Annotated in this window: 16 protein-coding genes and 1 tRNA gene; 15 read left to right on the forward strand and 2 right to left on the reverse strand. The window is 57.8% G+C overall.

Annotation, left to right across the window (positions count from 1 at the left end; translation table 11 throughout):
• Positions 1–43: 43 nt before the first annotated feature.
• On the reverse strand, positions 44–628 hold the full coding sequence (locus E4P32_RS09245; RefSeq protein ID WP_116434469.1) for a c-type cytochrome: 585 nt from the start codon (positions 626–628) through the stop codon (positions 44–46).
• Between the two features lie 205 nt (positions 629–833).
• Here E4P32_RS09245 and E4P32_RS09250 point away from each other — a divergent pair.
• The 13 genes from E4P32_RS09250 to E4P32_RS09310 all read left to right on the forward strand — a co-directional run bounded on the left by E4P32_RS09250 (position 834) and on the right by E4P32_RS09310 (position 10,511).
• Positions 834–909, forward strand: a tRNA-Arg gene (locus tag E4P32_RS09250).
• Between the two features lie 328 nt (positions 910–1,237).
• Positions 1,238–1,582 carry an ATP synthase subunit I gene (locus tag E4P32_RS09255; protein ID WP_116434468.1) on the forward strand — a complete coding sequence of 115 codons (345 nt, stop codon included), beginning with the start codon at positions 1,238–1,240 and terminating at the stop codon, positions 1,580–1,582.
• On the forward strand, positions 1,579–2,394 hold the full coding sequence (atpB, locus tag E4P32_RS09260; protein WP_116434467.1) for a F0F1 ATP synthase subunit A: 816 nt from the start codon (positions 1,579–1,581) through the stop codon (positions 2,392–2,394). The genes E4P32_RS09255 and atpB overlap by 4 nt, the downstream gene beginning before the upstream one ends.
• 77 nt (positions 2,395–2,471) lie before the next feature.
• On the forward strand, positions 2,472–2,717 hold the full coding sequence (gene atpE, locus E4P32_RS09265) for a F0F1 ATP synthase subunit C (protein WP_006461334.1): 246 nt from the start codon (positions 2,472–2,474) through the stop codon (positions 2,715–2,717).
• A 76-nt stretch (positions 2,718–2,793) separates the two neighbouring features.
• On the forward strand, positions 2,794–3,264 hold the full coding sequence (locus E4P32_RS09270; RefSeq protein WP_116434466.1) for a F0F1 ATP synthase subunit B: 471 nt from the start codon (positions 2,794–2,796) through the stop codon (positions 3,262–3,264).
• A gap of 1 nt (position 3,265) precedes the next feature.
• Entirely contained in the window at positions 3,266–3,799 is a 534-nt protein-coding gene (locus E4P32_RS09275) for a F0F1 ATP synthase subunit delta (RefSeq protein WP_116434465.1), read from the forward strand.
• Between the two features lie 54 nt (positions 3,800–3,853).
• On the forward strand, positions 3,854–5,395 hold the full coding sequence (gene atpA / locus E4P32_RS09280; protein ID WP_016835149.1) for a F0F1 ATP synthase subunit alpha: 1,542 nt from the start codon (positions 3,854–3,856) through the stop codon (positions 5,393–5,395).
• Positions 5,396–5,412: 17 nt separating this feature from the next.
• Complete coding sequence (gene atpG, locus E4P32_RS09285) at positions 5,413–6,300, forward strand: F0F1 ATP synthase subunit gamma (RefSeq protein WP_116434464.1); 888 nt, start codon at positions 5,413–5,415, stop codon at positions 6,298–6,300.
• Positions 6,301–6,351: 51 nt separating this feature from the next.
• A complete protein-coding gene (atpD, locus tag E4P32_RS09290) occupies positions 6,352–7,752 on the forward strand; it encodes a F0F1 ATP synthase subunit beta (protein ID WP_116434463.1) in 1,401 nt (466 codons plus the stop codon).
• Positions 7,753–7,823: 71 nt separating this feature from the next.
• Positions 7,824–8,246: a F0F1 ATP synthase subunit epsilon gene (locus E4P32_RS09295; RefSeq protein ID WP_116434462.1), complete on the forward strand. Its 423-nt coding sequence runs from the start codon at positions 7,824–7,826 to the stop codon at positions 8,244–8,246.
• Between the two features lie 225 nt (positions 8,247–8,471).
• Positions 8,472–8,882, forward strand: a complete 411-nt coding sequence (locus tag E4P32_RS09300; protein ID WP_116434461.1) for a CoA-binding protein — start codon at positions 8,472–8,474, stop codon at positions 8,880–8,882.
• Between the two features lie 46 nt (positions 8,883–8,928).
• On the forward strand, positions 8,929–9,741 hold the full coding sequence (locus E4P32_RS09305) for a PPK2 family polyphosphate kinase (protein WP_116434460.1): 813 nt from the start codon (positions 8,929–8,931) through the stop codon (positions 9,739–9,741).
• Between the two features lie 2 nt (positions 9,742–9,743).
• Positions 9,744–10,511, forward strand: coding sequence for an SGNH/GDSL hydrolase family protein (locus E4P32_RS09310; protein ID WP_116434459.1), 768 nt, complete (start codon positions 9,744–9,746; stop codon positions 10,509–10,511).
• A 50-nt stretch (positions 10,512–10,561) separates the two neighbouring features.
• On the opposite strand, the gene E4P32_RS09315 is transcribed toward E4P32_RS09310, so the two are convergent.
• Positions 10,562–11,287 (reverse strand): transporter substrate-binding domain-containing protein, encoded by a 726-nt coding sequence (locus tag E4P32_RS09315; RefSeq protein WP_233526658.1) that lies wholly within the window; start codon positions 11,285–11,287, stop codon positions 10,562–10,564.
• A gap of 219 nt (positions 11,288–11,506) precedes the next feature.
• Here E4P32_RS09315 and hemE point away from each other — a divergent pair, with 219 nt between their 5' ends.
• Both hemE and E4P32_RS09325 read left to right on the forward strand, forming a co-directional pair.
• Entirely contained in the window at positions 11,507–12,586 is a 1,080-nt protein-coding gene (gene hemE / locus E4P32_RS09320) for a uroporphyrinogen decarboxylase (protein ID WP_116434457.1), read from the forward strand.
• A gap of 741 nt (positions 12,587–13,327) precedes the next feature.
• A complete protein-coding gene (locus tag E4P32_RS09325; protein WP_116434456.1) occupies positions 13,328–15,364 on the forward strand; it encodes a primosomal protein N' in 2,037 nt (678 codons plus the stop codon).
• Positions 15,365–15,490 lie beyond the last annotated feature (126 nt).

A 15,490-nucleotide genomic window follows, 5' to 3' on the forward strand; every position in this document is an offset into this window, starting at 1 on the left:
GTCGCCGGATATTTCGATATCAGCGGCGCCTGTTTCAGACTGCTTACTTCTTTTCGGCGGGGGCGGCAGCAGCTGGAGCAGCAGCGTCGGCCGGGGCAGCAGGAGCAGCCGCAGGAGCCTTCACTTCCGGTTCCTTGAACTTGGCGCCGGACTGGTTGGCCATGTAGACCACGGTGCGGGCGATTTCCACGTCGTCCAGATCAGGATTGCCGCCTTTCGGAGGCATGGCGTTCAGGCCGTTGATGGCGTGCGCCAGCAGTTTGTCGTAGCCTTCGCCGATGCGTGCTTTCCAGGCGGCAGGATCGCCGACCTTCGGTGCACCGGCGATGCCGGCGCCGTGGCAGGCTGCGCAGGTGGACTTGAAGACTTCTTCGCCACTCAGCAATTGCTTGGGCGCGTTGGAATCACGGAAGGTGAAGCCTTCGGAGGCAACCGGCTTGATGCGCGCGGCGATCATCTCGGGGGTCTGGCCGGCGGAACCGGCGCCGGTCGTCTGGCCGTTGGTGACGTACTCAACCAGCAGCACGATACAGATGATGGGGATAATAAAGCCTGCCAATACAGCAGCAATCAACTGTTTCGGCGTTTTGATTGCGGATTCGTGGTGTTCGTTATGTGCGTCGCTCATAGTTCCCTCAGTGCAATATTCTTCGAAAGCGTTGACCCGAATTTTTTGGAAAATCGGTGTTTATTACTGTTTAGAGAAGCGCTGTCTCGCCCAACCTTAGATTATAGACACAATGTAATTCATTGGGAACGGAAAATAGTTGCCCGCCGTGGACGGGGCGGGGGAAAAACTGTATCCTTCATCCCTCTTCGACGTTCGTCCCAAAGCGGCTGTAGCTCAGTGGATAGAGTATTGGCCTCCGAAGCCAAGGGTCGTGGGTTCGATCCCCGCCAGCCGCACCATATTTGTCGTTCCTCGTTTCATCCCAGTCCCGCCGTGGTTTTTGTGCATTTTTGCCCATCCGGATCGCGTTTTTGTCAGTCCGATGACAGCATTCCGAAGTTTGTTTGGTTGTAGTTTGCATTACCTTGCAGGTAATCGTCGATTGCCCGATTTTGGCTCACAATGCAGCTGTATGTTAAAGCCGACAACTGACCTGCAACTTGACGATATATCACTGTAATCGTGCGTTAAAAGTTTGACGGATTCGGACGCAAGCCTTTATAATCGCCGGGCTTCTAAACCGCCGTCTGCTCATAATGAGTGCGGCCTGCACGATATTGGATATATATGCTGCGCATCATCCTTTTGCAGCTTGTGGCCATGGTCGTCGCTGCATGTATTGCTGGTTTGCTGGGCGGGGTATCTGCGTTATGGTCGGCATTGCTGGGCGGGATGTGTTGCTTCATTCCCAACGGCCTGTTCGCCCTGCGTCTCTATACAAGTACTCGCAAGCCCGGTGGGGCTGACCCGATGACGTTTTTGTTCGGGGAATTTATCAAGATTGCTACGACTCTTGCGCTCATGGGCGCAGTTGTTTGGTTGTATCGCGGTGTGAACTGGCTCGCATTTGTGCTGAGCTTCATCGTGGTGCTTAAAAGTTACTTAATTTTACTGTTTAGACATCGACCATGACTGCTGCTGCGCACGCACCTACTGCTTCAGAATACATCGTCCACCATCTGGGACATTTCTCTTCGCAACACCAAGACAAGATCGTCGATTTCTCGATCATCAACATGGATACCGTGTTCTGGTCGGTGTTCTGCGGCGTGGTCGGCTGCCTGTTCATGTACCTGGCGGCGCGCAAGGCAACGTCCGGCGTGCCGGGTCGCTTCCAGGCGTTCGTCGAAATGGTTGTTGAAATGGTCGAAGACCAGTCCAAGGCCATCGTCCACGGCGACCGTACTTTCATCGCACCGCTGGCGCTGACCGTGTTTGTCTGGGTCGCCCTGATGAACTCTCTGGACTTTCTGCCGGTCGATCTGGTGTCGGGCATCATGCGCCTGTTCGGCATGGAAGAAATCCATCATCGCATCGTTCCTACCGCCGACCTGAACGGCACGCTGGGCATCGCCCTGGGCGTGCTGACGCTGATGCTGTACTACAGCGTCAAGATCAAGGGCGCGGGCGGCTTCATCCATGAACTGTTTGCGGCGCCGTTCGGCATCTGGCTGGCGCCTTTCAATCTGCTGTTGAATATCATTGAATTTGCTGCAAAGACCGTGTCGCTTGGCATGCGGTTGTTCGGCAACATGTATGCGGGCGAGCTGTTGTTCTTGCTGATCGCATTGCTGGGTTCGGCTGCTACGGCGTTCGGCTTTGTCGGCCACGTCATCGCAGGTTCGATCTGGGCAATTTTCCACATCCTGATCGTGCTGCTGCAAGCATTCATTTTCATGATGTTGACACTGGTTTACCTCGGCCAGGCGCATGAGGCGCACTAACAAGGCTGCTGTACGGTTTTAGCTTTTTGGTTTGTTTTTTGATTTTCGTATTAACTTTAACTTTCTAAGGAATTGTCATGACTGATGTCTCTTTCGTTGCTTTGGCTTGCGGTTTGATCATTGGCCTGGGTGCTATCGGTGCTTGTATCGGTATCGCAATCATGGGCGGTAAGTACCTCGAAGCGTCTGCACGTCAGCCAGAACTGATGAACACACTGCAAACCAAGATGTTCCTGCTGGCCGGTCTGATCGACGCTGCGTTCCTGATCGGTGTTGGTATCGCCATGTTGTTCGCATTTGCAAATCCGTTCATCGCGAAGTAATTCGGGCGGCATAGCCGATTCTCACTTTTGCCGGATTGACTGATCCGGCACACGATATTCTGAGAAGGAAATTACCGTGAACTTAAATGCAACATTGTTTGCGCAGTTCGTGGTCTTCTTCATCCTCGCCGGCTTTACGATGAAATTCGTTTGGCCGCCGTTGATCAAGGCGCTCGACGAGCGTGCGAAGAAGATTGCGGACGGCTTGGCTGCGGCTGACCGCGGCAAGGCTGACCTGGCGGCTGCTGAAAAGCGCGTTCAGGCAGAACTGTCGACAGCACGCGACGAAGGCCAGAAACGTATTGGCGACGCTGAAAAGCGTGCTCAGCTGATTATCGAAGAAGCGAAGAAAACCGCTTCCGAAGAAGCAGCGCGCATCATCGCCAACGCCAAGGCGGATGCAGAGCAGCAAGTGACCAAAGCGCGTGAAGATCTGCGTGGCGAAGTAGCGACCCTCGCGGTCAAGGGCGCCGAACAGATTCTGAAGCGTGAAGTCAATGCAGCGGCGCATGCCGACTTGCTGACCCAACTGAAGACAGAGCTGTAATATGGCCGAACTCGCAACGATCGCTCGCCCTTACGCAGAAGCCCTGTTTCGTGTAGCCAAAGCCGGCAGTTTGTCGGCTTGGGCTGATCTTGTTTCCGAGATGGCGCAAGCTGCAGCGCATCATGACGTGAAAGACATGGCTCAAAATCCGGCACTGACGGATGAGCAAGTCGTTTCCACGTTTTCGTCCGTTCTGAAAACACCATTGAGCGTCGAAGCGAAGAACTTCGTCAGCGCGCTGGTGCAGAACGGCCGTCTGACGCTGTTGCCTGAAATCGCCACACAATTCCATACGCTGAAAAACGCACAGGAAGGCGCCGCTGATGCAGAAATCACCAGCGCGTTCGAATTGTCCGATGCGCAGTTGAAGGATGTGGTCGCCACGCTGGAAAAGAAATTCGGTCGCAAGCTGACGCCAACCGTCAAGGTGGACAATGCTTTGATCGGCGGCGTGCGTGTGGTTGTCGGTGACGAAGTGTTCGATACCTCGGTGCGCGCGAAGCTGCAACAGTTACATGTTGCCTTGGCTGCATAAAACCTGGGCCTTGGCGTAAGAGCCTAAGCGATAGAAAAATTTTTAGGAGTTAGTATGCAACTCAACGCATCTGAAATCAGCGAGCTGATCAAGAGCCGGATTCAAGGCCTTGGCGATACCGCTGAGATTCGCAATCAAGGCACGGTTATTTCCGTGTCCGACGGTATCTGCCGTATCCATGGTCTGTCTGACGTGATGCAAGGTGAGATGCTGGAATTCCCAGGCAACACTTTCGGCCTGGCGCTGAACCTCGAGCGCGATTCCGTTGGCGCCGTTATTCTGGGTGACTTCGAACACATTTCCGAAGGCGATACAGTCAAATGTACCGGCCGTATCCTGGAAGTGCCGATCGGTCCGGAACTGCGCGGCCGTGTAGTCAATGCACTGGGCCAGCCTATCGACGGCAAGGGTCCGGTCAACACCAAGCTGACAGCCCCGATTGAAAAAATCGCGCCAGGCGTTATTGCCCGCCAATCCGTTTCGCAGCCAATGCAGACCGGCATCAAGTCAATCGACGCGATGGTGCCTATCGGCCGCGGTCAACGCGAACTGATCATCGGCGACCGCCAAACCGGCAAGACTGCTGTTGCGATTGATGCGATCATCAATCAAAAGGGCCAGGACGTGACATGTATCTATGTTGCGATCGGTCAAAAAGCATCGTCGATCAAGAACATCGTGCGCTCGCTGGAAGCACACGGCGCCATGGAGTACACCATCGTTGTTACCGCATCGGCTTCCGAGTCGGCTGCGATGCAATACCTGTCGGCCTACTCCGGCTGCGCAATGGGTGAATACTTCCGTGACCGTGGTCAAGATGCGCTGATCGTGTATGACGATCTGTCCAAGCAAGCTGTTGCATACCGTCAGGTATCCCTGCTGCTGCGCCGTCCACCAGGCCGTGAAGCTTATCCTGGCGACGTGTTCTACCTCCACAGCCGTTTGCTGGAGCGCGCAGCACGCGTGAACGAAAAGTACGTCGAAGATTTCACCAAGGGTGAAGTCAAGGGCAAGACTGGTTCGCTGACTGCACTGCCTATCATTGAAACGCAAGCAGGCGACGTTTCCGCCTTCGTTCCAACCAACGTGATTTCGATCACCGACGGTCAGATCTTCCTGGAAACATCGTTGTTCAACGCTGGTATCCGTCCTGCGATCAACGCCGGTATTTCGGTGTCGCGCGTCGGTGGTGCTGCTCAGACCAAGGTCATCAAGAGCCTGTCCGGCGGTATCCGTACCGACTTGGCGCAGTATCGTGAACTGGCTGCGTTTGCGCAGTTCGCTTCCGACCTCGACGAAGCGACCCGCAAGCAACTGGACCGCGGCGCACGCGTTACTGAACTGCTGAAGCAAGCGCAATACTCGCCGTTGTCGATCTCGCTGATGGCTGTGACTTTGTTCGCCGTCAACAAGGGTTTCCTGGACAGCATCGAAGTCAAGCAGGTACTGCCGTTCGAAAGCGGTCTGCACAATTTCATGAAGACCAGCCACGCGCCTTTGCTGCAAAAGATCGAAGAAACCAAGCAAATCGACAAAGATGGTGAAGCTGCATTGTCTGCTGCCGTTGCTGATTTCAAAAAATCGTTCGTAGCTTAATTTAACTGGAGCACGGAATGGCTACAGGTAAAGAGATACGCAGCAAGATCAAGAGCGTAGAAAATACGAAGAAGATCACCAAGGCGATGGAAATGGTTGCTGCCTCCAAAATGCGCAAAGCGCAGGACCGGATGCGTGCGGCACGTCCCTACAGTGAAAAGATTCGTAATATCGCGTCTAACTTGTCGCAAGCCAATCCAGAGTACACGCACCCGTTCATGGTTAAGCAGGACAACTCCAAGAACGTTGGTTTCATCGTCGTCACCACAGACAAAGGTCTGTGCGGCGGCATGAATACCAACTCCTTGCGTTTGCTGACCGCGAAACTGCGTGAGCTGGAAGGACAAGGAAACAAGGTTCAAGCAGTAGCGATCGGCAACAAGGGTCTGGGTTTCCTTAACCGGATCGGCGCCAACGTCGTTGCGCATGCCGTGCAAATGGGCGACACGCCACATCTGGACAAGCTGATCGGGCCAGTGAAAGTACTGCTCGATGCTTATCAGGAAGGTCGCCTCGACGCGGTTTATCTGGTGTACACCAAGTTCATCAACACGATGAAGCAAGAGCCGATGCTGCAGCAATTGCTGCCGTTGTCAGCTGATCGTCTTGAGGCTGATCGTAAAGCTGCTGATGCAGCAGGTTCGCATTCCTGGGACTATATTTACGAGCCGGATGTGCAAAGCGTCATCGATGAATTGCTGGTGCGTTATGTGGAAGCGCTGATTTATCAGGCTGTCGCAGAAAACATGGCGTCCGAGCAATCGGCGCGGATGGTGGCGATGAAGTCGGCTAGCGACAACGCAGGTAACGTGATCGGCGAATTGAAACTGGTTTACAACAAGACTCGTCAAGCTGCGATTACCAAAGAACTCTCGGAAATCGTTGCCGGTGCGGCTGCGGTGTAACGCGCAAACTGCGCTTAACAGAACTTAATTTTATATATTGAAGGAACGAAAATGGCTGATGGCAAAATCGTTCAGTGTATCGGCGCTGTGGTGGACGTTGAATTCCCACGTGACGCGATGCCTAAGATTTACGACGCCTTGAAGATGGATGGCTCGGAACTGACGCTGGAAGTGCAACAACAGCTGGGCGACGGCGTAGTCCGTACCATTGCGCTGGGTACCTCCGACGGTTTGCGCCGCGGCATGACAATCAAGAACACAGGCCAGCCAATCATGGTGCCGACCGGTAAAGCAACACTGGGTCGTATCATGGACGTGCTGGGCAACCCGATCGATGAATGCGGTCCGGTGAGCCACGCAACAACGGCCTCGATTCACCGCAAGGCTCCTGCGTACGACGAACTGTCGCCGTCGCAAGAACTGCTGGAAACCGGCATCAAGGTTATCGACCTGGTGTGCCCGTTTGCCAAGGGCGGTAAAGTCGGTCTGTTCGGCGGCGCGGGTGTGGGCAAGACCGTGAACATGATGGAACTGATCAACAACATCGCCAAGGCGCACAGCGGCTTGTCCGTGTTCGCCGGTGTTGGTGAGCGTACCCGTGAAGGTAACGACTTCTATCACGAAATGGCTGACGCCAAGGTTGTGGATCTGGAAACTCCGGAGAACTCCAAGGTCGCCATGGTCTACGGTCAGATGAACGAACCGCCGGGCAACCGTCTGCGCGTCGCGCTGACCGGTCTGACGATCGCTGAAGGTTTCCGTGACGAAGGTAAAGACGTGCTGTTCTTCGTCGACAATATCTACCGTTACACACTGGCCGGTACTGAAGTTTCCGCGCTGTTGGGCCGTATGCCTTCCGCCGTGGGTTACCAGCCTACGCTGGCTTCGGAAATGGGCCAACTGCAAGAGCGTATTACTTCGACCAAGACTGGTTCGATCACATCGATCCAGGCCGTCTACGTTCCAGCGGATGACTTGACCGACCCGTCGCCTGCAACCACGTTTGCCCACTTGGACTCGACCGTCGTTCTGTCGCGTGACATCGCTTCGCTGGGTATCTACCCTGCGGTCGATCCACTGGACTCGACATCGCGCCAGCTGGACCCGCAAGTCGTCGGTCAGGAACACTACGAAACAGCCCGCGCTGTTCAAGGCATCCTGCAACGCTACAAGGAATTGCGCGACATTATCGCGATTCTGGGTATGGACGAATTGGCTCCGGAAGACAAGCTGCTGGTCGCGCGTGCTCGCAAGATGCAACGTTTCCTGTCGCAACCGTTCCACGTTGCTGAAGTGTTTACCGGTTCGCCAGGTAAATACGTTTCGCTGAAAGACACGATCAAGGGCTTCAAGATGATCGCTAGCGGCGAACTTGATCACCTGCCGGAACAAGCGTTCTACATGGTTGGCACGATCGAAGAAGCAATCGAAAAGGCCAAGAAGATCAACTAAGATCTCTTGATTCTCGCGAAGCCGTTGTTGCCTGAAGTCCGGGCAAGACGGCTGACCGGATAGGAAACGATATGGCACATACTATTCACGTTGACGTAGTCTCCGCCGAAGAAGAAATTTTCTCCGGCGAGGCGGAATTCGTCGTGTTGCCGGGTGAATCGGGTGAGCTGGGGATTTATCCTCGCCACACTCCCTTGATCACGCGCATCAAGCCAGGTGCGGTACGCATCAAGATTCCTGGCCAGGCGCAAGAAGAGTTCGTATTCGTCGCCGGTGGTTTGCTGGAAGTGCAGCCTGACACCGTGACCGTTCTGGCCGACACCGCGATCCGCGGCTCGGATCTGGACGAAGCCAAGGCCACCACCGCGAAGAAACTCGCGGAAGAAGCCCTGGCGAATCGTGACTCCCAAATCGATTACGCAGCTGCACAAGCCGAACTGGCGACTGCAGTGGCGCAATTGGCCGCGATCGCGAAACTGCGTCAGAAGCGTTAATTCCCCGCGCTCTGCAGCAAACGGCATCATCAGCATCATTAAAAAAGGCAGCTTCGGCTGCCTTTTTTATTGCCTGCGATTTTGGCGATGGCGGCGTTCAGGATGCTGCTGCGATGTCGGCACGCGACGCCCTGACGCCCGATCGGTTAAAGTGAATGTTCACGAATAGTCGCCGACGTCGCCTCGTGCAGGCGTCGGCAGTTTTTTGATACAGGAGTTTGCCTCATGAGCGCCAAGCCAGTCATCGCCGTCGTCGGCCTGTCCAATCGTCCCGATCGCCCCAGCTACGATGTCACCGCCTACATGCAGCGCCAGGGTTATCGCATTGTCGCCGTCAATCCCATGTACGCCGGTGAGCAGATCCTCGGTGAGCATTGCTATGCCAGCCTGACCGACGCCGCGCAGGCGCTGGCCGGCCAGGTCAAGATCGACATAGTGGATTGCTTCCGCAAGTCGGCGGATATCCCACCTGTGGTGGACGAGGCCATCGCCATCGGCGCCGACTGCGTGTGGATGCAACAAGGCATCGTCAATGATGCGGCCGCAGCCAAGGCCGAAGCCGCCGGCCTGAAAGTCATCATGGATCGCTGCATCAAGGTTGATCACGCCATGGGAATTACTCACGGCGTGCTGTAGTCCAATCGCTTTCATTGCGCCGGAAGGCACACAGGAGATCGTCACGATGGGTATAGGTATACGCGAACAATTCCGCGCCACCAAAAAGCAGGAAATCAAGGACGAGAACGCCGGCGCCAAACCGCTCTCGAGCGGCGACAAGGCCGCCGACAAATTGCAGGTCCAGACACTGGCGGCGCAGATCGCCGAGCAACAGGCAATGCTGTTCGCGCAGCATGAGCGCAAAGTACTGGTGGTGCTGCAAGGCATGGACACCAGCGGCAAGGACGGCACCGTGGCCGGCGTGTTCGGCGGCGTCAATCCGCAAGGCCTGCGCATCGTCAGCTACAAGGCGCCGAGCCAGCTCGAACTGCAGCACGACTACCTGTGGCGCATCCATCAGCAGGTGCCGGCAAAAGGCGAACTGGCCATCTTCAATCGCAGCCACTACGAAGACGTATTGATCACACGTGTACACGACTGGATCGACGCGGCCGAGTGCAAGCGCCGCTACGCGCAGATCAACGACTTCGAGCGCCTGCTCAGTGAAACCGGCACCGTGGTGCTGAAATTTTTCCTGCACATCTCCAAGGACGAACAACGCGCGCGCCTGCAGGAACGCGTCGACGATCCGACCAAGCACTGGAAATTCGAGCTGCAGGACCTGGAGGAGCGCAAGAGCTGGGACGACTACCAGAAGGTCTACAGCCAGGCGATCCAGGCCACCGATGCCGATCACGCGCCGTGGTACGTGATCCCGTCCGACTCCAAGACGCATCGCAACCTGGCTATTGCCGGCGTGGTGCTGGAGACTTTGCAGGCGATGAAACTGGCGTTCCCTCCGGCCAAGAAGGAACTCGCCGGTCTCAAGGTGAAATAGGCATGCGTCGCTGGCTGCCCGAACTGCTGGCCTTGCCGCTGTTGCCCTGGTTGTATGCGCAAGGTAAGCGCACGCGTCGTATCACGCCGCGCTTGCCCGAAGCGGATGGCGCGCGTGAAGGATTATGCACACCGGGCGAGATCGCAGACATCGCTCCGGTCGTACTCATCGCGATCGGAGAATCGCCGGTGGCCGGCGTGGGTGTGGAGCGTCAGGAGCAAGCCGTCACCGCCCAATTTGCGCAGGAACTTGCCTTTGAACTCAAGCGGCCGGTGCAATGGCGGGCCTTCGGGAAGAACGGCGCCACGGTCGCCGACGCCGGTCGTGAAGTCTTGCCGCAGCTTCAGCACGTGCCGGCGCAGCAAACCGGAGAAACGCGCATCGTGCTGATTGCCTTCGGCGTCAACGACAGCACCGCCTTCCACAGCAGCAGCCGTTACCGCCGCGACCTCGCTGCGTTGGCGCGCGCGTTGCAGCAGCAACTGTCGCCGACCTTGCTGCTGATTTCCGGCGCGCCGCCGCTGCATCTGTTCCCGGCTTTGCCGCAACCTTTGCGTCATGTGCTCGGCATGAAGGCCGCCGCGCTCAGCCGCAGCGCGCAGCAGTTGGCGAGGGAGCTGCCGCAGGCGATTTACGTGCCGGTGCGCAGCGATGCGCGCGAACGCAGCCTGATGGCGCATGACGGCTATCATCCATCCGCTGCCGGTGCGCGTGTCTGGGGGCAGCAACTGGCGCAGGCCGCCATTGAGGGCTTGCGCGGACTGAAATAAAAACGCCCGCATCATCGGCGGGCGTCGTACGGCAAAAACCTCTCAACGCATCAATGCAGCCACTTGTTGAGCACGCGGTCGTAGTCGCCGGTGGCTTTCTGCAAATGCATCCACGCATCCACATATTCCTTGAAGGCGACATCGGCGCGCGGCAGCATGAAGGCTTTTTCCGAGAACTGCAAAGGTTGGTCCGGATGCACCGGGCACAGTTCCGGATGCTGTTTCGCCTGCCAGAGGGTCTCGCTGGCGTCGGTGACCATGATGTCGGCCTTGCCGTCGATGATCTGCTGGAAGATCGTGACGTTGTCCGGATGCAGGATCAGCTGCGCCCGCTTGTAATTGGCGCGCGCAAAGCGCTCATTGGTGCCGCCCGGATTGAAGATCGCGCGGGTGGTGGGCTGGTCGATCATGTCCAGCGTCTGGAACTTGGCGACGTCGGCACAGCGCACGATCGGCGACTTGCCGTCGACCATGTGCGAGACCGCAAACGCTGCTTTCTTCTGGCGATCCAGCGTGACCGATACGCCGCCCATGGCGATGTCGCATTTGGCCAGGAAGTCGGTCATCAGGTTGGTCCAGGTGGTCTTGACCAGCTGCACTTCGACGCCCAGCGACTTGGCCAGTGATTGCGCCAGGTCGACGTCCATCCCTTCAAACGTGTTGTCGGTCTTGAAATAGGTGAACGGCTTGTAATCGCCGGTCATGCACACGCGCAACTTGCCGGACTTGATCACCTCGTCGAGGCGGCTGCTTTCGGCGGCGCCGGCGGTCTGCATCGCCAGGCCTGCGCACAGCAGCGTGAGCGGCAACAGCCACGTTTTGAGGTGTTTTTTGAGGTATTTCGTCATATCGTCTCCTGATTATTTTTGTGAAGCAAAGACGATATCACCAGAGGCCCCGGGCATCAATCGCGCGCGGTTGTTTTGCGGTTTGGATGAGATAATAGAAGATTGCCGATGTGGCCCACATGAAGTCCAGACTGCTCCAGAACGCCAATGCCTCAATTTGCTCCGCTCAAGAACGACACCTTCCTGCGCGCCTTGCTGCGCCAGCCGACCGATTACACGCCGTTGTGGCTGATGCGCCAGGCTGGTCGCTATCTGCCCGAATACCGCGCCACGCGCGCGCGCGCCGGTTCCTTCCTGGGCCTGGCCAAGAATCCCGATTACGCCACTGAAGTCACGCTGCAGCCGCTTGAGCGCTATCCGCTGGACGCGGCGATTCTGTTTTCCGACATCCTGACCGTGCCGGACGCGATGGGTCTGGGCCTGTTCTTCGCCGACGGCGAGGGACCGAAGTTCGAGCGTCCGCTGCGCGACGAAAAAGCCGTGCTGGCGCTGCAGGCGCCGCAACTGGACAGCCTGCAATACGTGTTCGACGCCGTCACCCAGATCCGCACCGAGCTGGACGGCCGCGTGCCGCTGATAGGCTTCTCGGGCAGCCCATGGACGCTGGCCTGCTACATGGTGGAAGGCGGCGGCTCCGACGACTTCCGCACCGTCAAGACCATGCTGTACGACCGTCCCGACCTGATGCACCACATCCTCAGGACCAATGCCGCCGCTGTCGCCGCCTACCTGAATGCGCAGATCGACGCCGGCGCCCAGGCCGTGATGATTTTTGATACCTGGGGCGGGGCGCTGGCCGACGGTGTGTACCAGACGTTTTCGCTGGACTACATGCGCGAAGTCATGCGCCAGCTCAAGCGCGACAAGGACGGCGTCAAGATTCCGGCGATCGTCTTCACCAAGGGCGGCGGATTGTGGCTGGAGCAGATCGCCGATATCGGCGCCGACGCCGTGGGACTGGACTGGACCGTCAACCTGGCTGATGCGCGTCGTCGCGTCGGCGCCAAGGTGGCGCTGCAGGGTAACCTTGACCCCAACGTGCTGTTTGCCGGCCCGGTACAGATCGAGGCTGAAGTGCGCAAGCTGCTGGAATCCTTTGGCAAGCCCGAAGCTGGCACCGGTCATGTGTTCAACCTCGGTCATGGCATCTCCCAGTTCACCCCGCCGGAGTCGGTCACGACACTGGTGGAAGCGGTCCACCGGATCAGCCGGGAACTGCGCGGCTGATCCTGAGCCCGGCGGAAATCGATAAGCCGCTGAAAACAAACACCATACTCTTCGGGATGCGACGCGGTGCACATCGTGCCCGCCCGCATGCGCACTTATGCACATGAACGGGGCTTTCCTTAGTGGGAATCATTCATATCCATATTTGTTAAGCGGTGGATTTTGAAATTTTACAAGTTGTTGATTTTTAAGGAATTTGTTTCTTGCGCGGGATTTGAGCAAACTATCGAGACCCGCATGAAACGTGGGCTTCGGGGCTGTCAATAGGTAGTTGCCCACAAAGTTATCCACAGGAATTGTGGATAGTTGAAAAAGCACTTATGAAACCGTGAGTTACGCGCTTTTTTAACGTTTTACTTTAGAAACCGACGCGGAATCCTACCTTGCTGTCGGATGCTCTCCGACAAGATTTGCTTGACAGAAAGTAGTGCGCACGATCTTGCGGCGATACCTTTTCGGTGCGAAAAAGCAGACTTATGCACAAAAAAGCTTTTGTGCGAGGCAATAATAAAAATTTAAAAATAAATTTCATGGGCGCTGGTCTCTTTTGCAAGTCATTGATTTTTATAGGTTTAGATTTTGCTTTTGATTTGGGCAATTTATTGAAACCCGCATCCAGACTGGGAAAAACGCTGTCAAGCCCGAGTTATGCACAAAGTTATCCACAGGTTTTGTGGATAGCCTAAAAAGTAGTTACGAAACCGTCACTTAGGTCATCTTTTCAGGAATCACATTAAGTTCGTGGAACAACGCATCCTTCAGATCGTTCTCGATACCCCGCTTGACAGGACCTTCGATTACCGTTGGGTCCGCAACGGCGACGAGGCGCTGCCGCAAATCGGCCAACTGGCGATCGTGCCGTTCGGCCGTCGCGAGGTCGCGGGCCTGATCATCGGCCTGGCCGAACAGACCGACGTGCCGGAAGGCAAGCTCAAGGACGTGCTGGCGGTGCGCAGCCAACTGGCGCCGTTGCCGCCGCAATGGCTGGCGCTGTGCGGTTTCGCCGCCGATTATTACCAGCGCCCGTTGGGAGAGGTGGCTTTGCCCGGCTTGCCCAAGAACCTGCGCACCCTGACCACGACGGCGCTCGACCGTGCGCTCAAGAAACTGGCCAAGCTCGATGCCGGCCACGACGGCAGTCCGGTCAACACGCCGCAGTTGAAGCCTGAACAACAGGAAGCCGTCGACGCCATCGCAGGTGCGCAGGGTTTTGCGCCGCTGCTGCTGTACGGTGTGACCGGCAGCGGCAAGACCGAGGTCTACCTGCAGGCGGCGGCGCGCATCCTGGCGCAGCACGAAGCGGCCGGCGAAATCGCGCAGGTGCTGGTGCTGGTGCCCGAAATCAACCTGACGCCGCAGCTCGAATCGAATATCCGCGCGCGCTTTCCCGGTGTGCACGTGGTCAGCCTGCACAGCGGCCTGGCCGAAGGCGAGCGCACGCTCAGCTGGCTGGCGGCGCATGAGGGCAAGGCGCGCATCGTGCTGGGCACGCGGCTGGCGATCCTGTCGTCGCTGCCGCATCTCAAACTGATCGTGATCGACGAAGAGCACGATCCTTCTTACAAGCAGCAGGAAGGCCTGCGTTATTCGGCGCGCGACCTCGCGGTCTGGCGCGCGCACCAGCTGGCGATTCCGGTGGTGCTGGGTTCGGCCACGCCCTCGCTGGAAACCTGGCAGCACGCCCAGGCCGGCCGCTACCGCAAGCTGCAGCTGCGCGAGCGCGCGGTGCGCGACGCCGTACTGCCCAAGGTCAAGATGATCGACATGGAGCGCGACCGTCCCAACGATGGCCTGACCTCGATGCTGGTGGCGGCGCTCAAGCTGCGCCTGGAGCGCGGCGAGCAATCGCTGCTGTTCCTCAACCGGCGCGGCTATGCGCCGGTGCTCAATTGCGACGCCTGCGGCTGGATCAGCAACTGCATGCGCTGCACCTCGTTCATGGTGCTGCACAAGCCCGAGCGACGCCTGCGTTGCCACCATTGCAGCCTGGAGCTGTACATCCCCAAAGCTTGCCCGACCTGCGGCAACGTCGACCTGCAGCCGCTGGGGCGCGGCACCCAGCGCGTGGAAGAGGGCTTGCAGGCGATGTTCCCGGAGGCGCGCATCCTGCGCATCGACGCCGATTCCACACGTCTCAAGGGTTCGGCTCAGAACGCTTTCGACAGCGTGCATCGCGGCGACGTCGACATCCTGATCGGCACGCAGATGGTCGCCAAGGGACATGACTTCAAGCGCCTGACGCTGGTGGGAGTGATGAATCCAGACACCGCGCTGTTTTCGCATGATTACCGCGCCGGCGAGCGCCTCTTCGCGCAACTGATGCAGGTCGCCGGCCGCGCCGGACGCGCCGGCCAGAAAGAGGGCGGTTCGCCCAGCGAAGTACTGATCCAGAGCCGCTATCCGCATCATCCGCTGTACAGCGCGGTGGCCGCGCACGATTACGATGGTTTCGCCACGCAGTTGCTCGAAGAGCGCCAGCAGGCGGCGTTGCCGCCGTTCCTCTACCAGGCTCTGCTGCGCGCCGAAGCGGCCGAACTCGATATCGCGCTGGCTTTCCTGCAGGATGCGGCGGGCTGCCTAGAGCATGCCGGCATCACCATCAACGATCCCATTCCGATGACCATGACCCGCGTGGCCAACGTCGAACGCGCCCAGTTGTTGATTGAATGTCCATCGCGGCCCGCCTTGCAGGCCTTCCTGCGCGACTGGATGGAAGTCTTGCGCCAGATGAAGACGCGCGCCAAATGGTCGCTGGAAGTCGATCCGGTCGATATCTGAGCCCGGTGCGCCCCATCCGGCGCATCCACTCATCGCATCAAATCCCTCCGCAGCCCGCCGTCTTTGCGCCGTTCGTCGCACGGCGCTGGGAACGCGCGCGGGGCTTGCCTAACATGGCGGCATTCC

Source organism: Herbaspirillum sp. 3R11 (assembly GCF_004563925.1).
Classification (GTDB): domain Bacteria; phylum Pseudomonadota; class Gammaproteobacteria; order Burkholderiales; family Burkholderiaceae_D; genus Herbaspirillum.

Bases quoted from the DNA above. Each gene is read 5' to 3' on its own strand.
- E4P32_RS09305 (WP_116434460.1), top strand. From the start codon at position 8,929: ATGGGTATAGGTATACGCGAACAATTCCGCGCCACCAAAAAGCAGGAA.
- E4P32_RS09275 (WP_116434465.1), top strand. From the start codon at position 3,266: ATGGCCGAACTCGCAACGATCGCTCGCCCTTACGCAGAAGCCCTGTTT.
- atpE (WP_006461334.1), top strand. From the start codon at position 2,472: ATGACTGATGTCTCTTTCGTTGCTTTGGCTTGCGGTTTGATCATTGGC.
- atpG (WP_116434464.1), top strand. From the start codon at position 5,413: ATGGCTACAGGTAAAGAGATACGCAGCAAGATCAAGAGCGTAGAAAAT.
- atpA (WP_016835149.1), top strand. From the start codon at position 3,854: ATGCAACTCAACGCATCTGAAATCAGCGAGCTGATCAAGAGCCGGATT.
- atpD (WP_116434463.1), top strand. From the start codon at position 6,352: ATGGCTGATGGCAAAATCGTTCAGTGTATCGGCGCTGTGGTGGACGTT.
- atpB (WP_116434467.1), top strand. From the start codon at position 1,579: ATGACTGCTGCTGCGCACGCACCTACTGCTTCAGAATACATCGTCCAC.
- E4P32_RS09315 (WP_233526658.1), bottom strand. From the start codon at position 11,287: ATGCAGACCGCCGGCGCCGCCGAAAGCAGCCGCCTCGACGAGGTGATC.
- hemE (WP_116434457.1), top strand. From the start codon at position 11,507: ATGCCTCAATTTGCTCCGCTCAAGAACGACACCTTCCTGCGCGCCTTG.
- E4P32_RS09245 (WP_116434469.1), bottom strand. From the start codon at position 628: ATGAGCGACGCACATAACGAACACCACGAATCCGCAATCAAAACGCCG.
- E4P32_RS09310 (WP_116434459.1), top strand. From the start codon at position 9,744: ATGCGTCGCTGGCTGCCCGAACTGCTGGCCTTGCCGCTGTTGCCCTGG.
- E4P32_RS09255 (WP_116434468.1), top strand. From the start codon at position 1,238: ATGCTGCGCATCATCCTTTTGCAGCTTGTGGCCATGGTCGTCGCTGCA.
- E4P32_RS09300 (WP_116434461.1), top strand. From the start codon at position 8,472: ATGAGCGCCAAGCCAGTCATCGCCGTCGTCGGCCTGTCCAATCGTCCC.
- E4P32_RS09295 (WP_116434462.1), top strand. From the start codon at position 7,824: ATGGCACATACTATTCACGTTGACGTAGTCTCCGCCGAAGAAGAAATT.